Origin of the sequence: Halobacillus sp. BBL2006 (genome assembly GCF_000786645.1) — a bacterium.
In the GTDB taxonomy this organism is placed as follows: domain Bacteria; phylum Bacillota; class Bacilli; order Bacillales; family Halobacillaceae; genus Halobacillus.
Map to the genome: position 1 here is coordinate 1 of NZ_JRNX01000603.1, position 4,601 is coordinate 4,601.

Annotated in this window: 3 protein-coding genes; all 3 read left to right on the top strand. The window is 37.5% G+C overall.

Annotated elements, in window-relative coordinates:
- Nucleotides 1-1,278, top strand: a 1,278-nt coding sequence (locus LD39_RS16750) for an AAA family ATPase (RefSeq protein WP_156112683.1), incomplete at its 5' end; no start/stop codon positions are given.
- A 25-nt stretch (nt 1,279-1,303) separates the two neighbouring features.
- On the top strand, nt 1,304-3,802 hold the full coding sequence (locus tag LD39_RS16755) for a restriction endonuclease-like protein (RefSeq protein WP_035550171.1): 2,499 nt from the start codon (nt 1,304-1,306) through the stop codon (nt 3,800-3,802).
- A 212-nt stretch (nt 3,803-4,014) separates the two neighbouring features.
- Complete coding sequence (locus LD39_RS16760; RefSeq protein ID WP_035550174.1) at nt 4,015-4,551, top strand: DUF420 domain-containing protein; 537 nt, start codon at nt 4,015-4,017, stop codon at nt 4,549-4,551.
- Nucleotides 4,552-4,601: the final 50 nt, after the last annotated feature.

The following is a 4,601-nucleotide window of genomic DNA, read 5'->3' on the forward strand; positions in this document are numbered from 1 at the left end:
AGAAGAAAAAAAGAAGAAGGTCCATTTGATGTCAATGGAAATGTGAAGCAGGGATATTTTTATTCGATTACGAAAGAATTTGCTGAATATCTATTAACCACTTTCCGGGATATGTTGCCAGAAGAAATAATTCAACAGGTAGCAGATACAAATCTAGTAATGAAAACTCCTTTTGACACTTTTAATTCGGATGTTGATCTTATTGACCATATTTACAACTATATACAGGATGAAGGATTTTATTATCAAAGGGATGAAGTAAAAAGTTTGTTTTTATCCTTAAAAACAAAGCCATTTGTGATTCTTTCTGGTATTTCAGGGACTGGAAAAACAAAAATAGTAGAGAAGTTTGCTAATAGTATTGGAGCTACTGAAGAAAACGGTCAGTTTAACTTAATTCCGGTAAGACCTGACTGGAGTGATGGATCTGAACTTATTGGTTATGAGGATATTAAAGGGGGATTTAAACCTGGTCCATTAACCAAAGTTCTTATGGAAGCGGAAGAACATCCAGACCTTCCCTACTTTGTTCTACTGGATGAAATGAATTTAGCAAGAGTGGAATATTACTTTAGTGACCTTCTTAGCGTGATGGAAAGTCGCAAGCGTGTGGATGGACATATCGTTACTTCTCAAATCCCCACACCTGAAAGCTTTGAAAGAAGAGTGAACATCCCCGATAACGTTTATATTATCGGGACGGTGAATATGGATGAAACTACCCACCCGTTTAGCTCAAAGGTATTAGACCGAGCGAGTACAATAGAATTTAACGACGTGGATTTAGAATTCCTACCTAGTATTAACGATAATGAGAAGAAAACTTATCAAGCAATGATAGATAATAAACACCTTAGATCAGAGTTTTTAACACTAAAAGAAGCTATTGAGGAACATCGCGACATCATTCAGAAGACAACAAACCAATTAATAGAAGTAAATGAGATCCTTAAAAAGAATCGCAGCCATTTTGGGTATCGTATTCGTGATGAAATCTGTTTCTTTATGATCTATAACAAACTAGGGAAGCTAATGGAGCCTATGGCTGCATTCGACAGACAACTACTTCAAAAGATTCTTCCCAAAATCAATGGAAGTGACATTACAACAGCCGAAATCATTGAGCAATTATTTGTTTTTTGTACGGGCCAAGCTCTTGAAACAAGTTCTTTTAAGACTGCGATAGAAAATGCGAAATATCCAAAATCTGCAGAAAAGCTTGCAACGATGTACAAGAACCAAGAACAATTTGGCTTTACATCCTTCTGGTTAGGCTGATTTATTTTGGAAAGGAGGCGGAAAGGTGTCTCACGCAGATGATACAAAGCTATTAGTCATAGAACATGAACAATTTTCTGTTCATATTAAGGGAAGACCTTATAACAGCCGATTTAAAAATATGAATATGCATAAAGCTAAAGTTAAATTTGAACAACAGACAATGCAATTAAAAGTGGGTGCTATAGAAGGATCTTCTATCCAAGTATTTCATCCTACGTTAGAGAAATTAGTTGATATCGAGCATGGGCACTTTCCCCCTGTTTTCTTTGAAAATGAAGTCTATCAGCTTGTAGCCCTATCTAAATGTAATCGGAATTTATCTTTTCACCACGAAAACCCTCTAGTTCGTAAATCTGTGAGTCGAGAGCAAGTAGGAGACATTACGTTTTTAATGGGACAACTCCAATTTATGAATGAGGTTGGAATGACCGAATTTGAAATTCGAGATGAGAAAGAGTCATTAGCTCAAGTTACTTTAGAGTTATTCCCAACCAAGCTCGATTATAAAGAGGACTACAAACGGCTTTTAGACGAAGTAAGTGAAGAAATTTATAACTTGGCCTTTCACTTTATGAAGAAAACCTTTCTTGGGGCATCTAAAATCTCATCCAAAAAACCTTCACCCGTCGAGTTTTACCGGTTACTTAACCATTATTTTAAGCAATTTATGAATGCCGTCCATTTAATCGAAAGACAACCTCACCATGAACTAGTAACGGAGTATCGTAACGTGAGAGGTGAGCAATTAAAGCGTACGGATAGTCGATCCCGACAATATCTGAGGAAAAGACCCTACCTATTGAAAGAAACTAATAACGGAATTAAGATCAACCATAAGACATGGATGCCAGAACGTGGCCTAAATTCGAAAAAAACACTTTCTTATAACACTTTAGAGAATAGATTTGTGAAATTTATGCTCAATCGTTTGCAGGATAAGATAGCGGAATTAATCATAAAAGTACAGAAATACCTCAAAAATGTACCTGATACGGATAGAACTGTCCTTCTTGAATTAAATAAAATGAAGAGCCGATTACTATTCATTGAGAAATCCCCCTTTTGGAGAAGCATAAGCAAACTAGACAGATCAGCTCTCACTTTAGTCATGCAGATGAAGCAAGGTTACCGAGATGCTTATATGATTTACTTGGTGCTGTCTCAAGGATTATCTCTTCAAGGAGAGATTTTTAAAATGTCAGTGAAGGATGTAGCTACCCTTTATGAATATTGGACTTATTTAAAGATGGGTCAAATCCTCCACAAGAAATATCACCCCATTGATCAAGACATTATTAAAATCAAACCAAATGGATTGTTTGTGGATTTAGATCAAAGTAAATCAGCAAAAAGAAGCTTCCAACACCCTCATACGGGCGAAAAAATCACACTTAGTTTTCAAGAGAGACACCAAAATCCTCCAACGGTGAGGCAAAAGCCAGATATTATGCTCACCGTTGAAAAGAAAGGTCATCCTTTTAACTATCAATATATTTTTGATGCTAAATATCGAATAGACTTTGACCAAAGTACAAATAATTTATCTACTCCAGGCCCAATGGAAGATGATATTAACACTATGCATCGATACCGTGATGCTTGGGTGTACAGAAACAAAGGGCCTTATGAAAGATATGCATTCGGTGCTTATGTATTATTCCCTTGGATGGATGAAGAAAACTACGAAGATCACCCCTTCCATAAAAGTATTCAAGAAGTTAATATAGGAGGCTTCCCCTTCTTACCAGATACATCCAAGATGGTGGAAGAGTTTTTAGAACACTTGATTGAAAGCAGTCCAGAGGAGTTACAAACTCAAGGTATTCTACCTAAAGGGGCTATAGAATATTGGAGGTCCTCTCTAGAGGAGAAGGTCCTTGTGGGCGTGGTCAGAGATGTAAAACGCCTCATTGCTCATAAAAAAAATCGCTTTTACCATATACCTTTAAATCGCTTAGCGAAAGGGTGGCAAGAAGCAAAGTATATAGCTCTTTATATCACCCAAAATGATTCAGTACAGGTCGGTGAACCAAATGGAATTACTTATTACGGGGAGATAACTAACGTTGAGATTGTAAAAAGACATGAGATTAATGAAGTACCAAGCAATTCTAAAGAACTTTATGTGAAATTCTCCGTTAAAGAATGGAGATCTTTGAATGGAACAATTCGGCCCGTCGGCTATGGTGTACGTGTGTACACATTGACCACTTTAAATACTTTAAAGAATGCCAAAGAACTCCCTGAATTATTTATGAAATCAAGAGAAGAATTAAAATTATGGAGATACTTAAGAAGGTTCTCCAATAGAGTTCGCACTAGATTGAACAATAAATACTTAGATATCTCAACAAGTGTGGAGTCATTTGAAGTTGGACAGTACACGCTAAAGGTTGATAAAAGTACGAACTGTTTAATTATTATAGGTGGTGATGGTCAACAAACTACTGAGTCACTAGAGGACTTAAACAACGCACCCGTACAAATCTATAAAAAAATCCAAAGAACCTTAAATGAGTGATTATTCTATCCTAACTGTATAAATTCTAGGAAGAAGGGGTCATTATTAATTCCTTCTTCCTTTTTTCTTCTTTATAAAAGCCCTACCACTATTCCAGATGAGCAGATTAATGTTCCTCCCCTACAAAGTTACCATTTCTGTCACCGCTTCCTTAATGAATTCTCTTGCCGCTTTTACTATACTAAGAAGGAAAGACATCATAGAGATGGAGGATGACTGTGAGTACAAAAAAAGAATTCAACTACGTTCCATGGGTCGTCGGCCTGTCGATCGCCATCAATGCGATAGTCGTCGTCCTGTTATTTATACCGAATCTTGAATCAGAAGTAGGCTTTAATGTGAAGGTATTGCCTTTATTAAACGCCGTTCTTAACTCCTTTACCTTCGTGTTTCTGCTTGCGGCCTTATACATGATTCTTAAGAAAAATGTGGTGTGGCACAAACGCTTTATCTTTGCTGCGTTTACAAGCACGTTCTTATTTCTAATCTCTTATTTAACTTACCACGCGATGGCGGAGTCCACGTCCTATGGCGGTGACGGGATCCTGCAACCGATCTATTATTTTATTCTGATCACTCACATCGTGCTGGCTGCCGTGATTGTGCCGCTTGCTCTACTCACGCTTGCCCGCGGTTTGACGATGAAGGTGGAAAAGCACCGGAAGATTGCCCGCTGGACGATGCCGTTATGGCTGTATGTAAGCTTAACAGGAGTGCTCGTGTACTTGATGATTTCGCCTTACTATTAAAACGCAAGAAAGAGCCCGGGACATAAGTAAAGTAGCGGTGGAAAAAACGA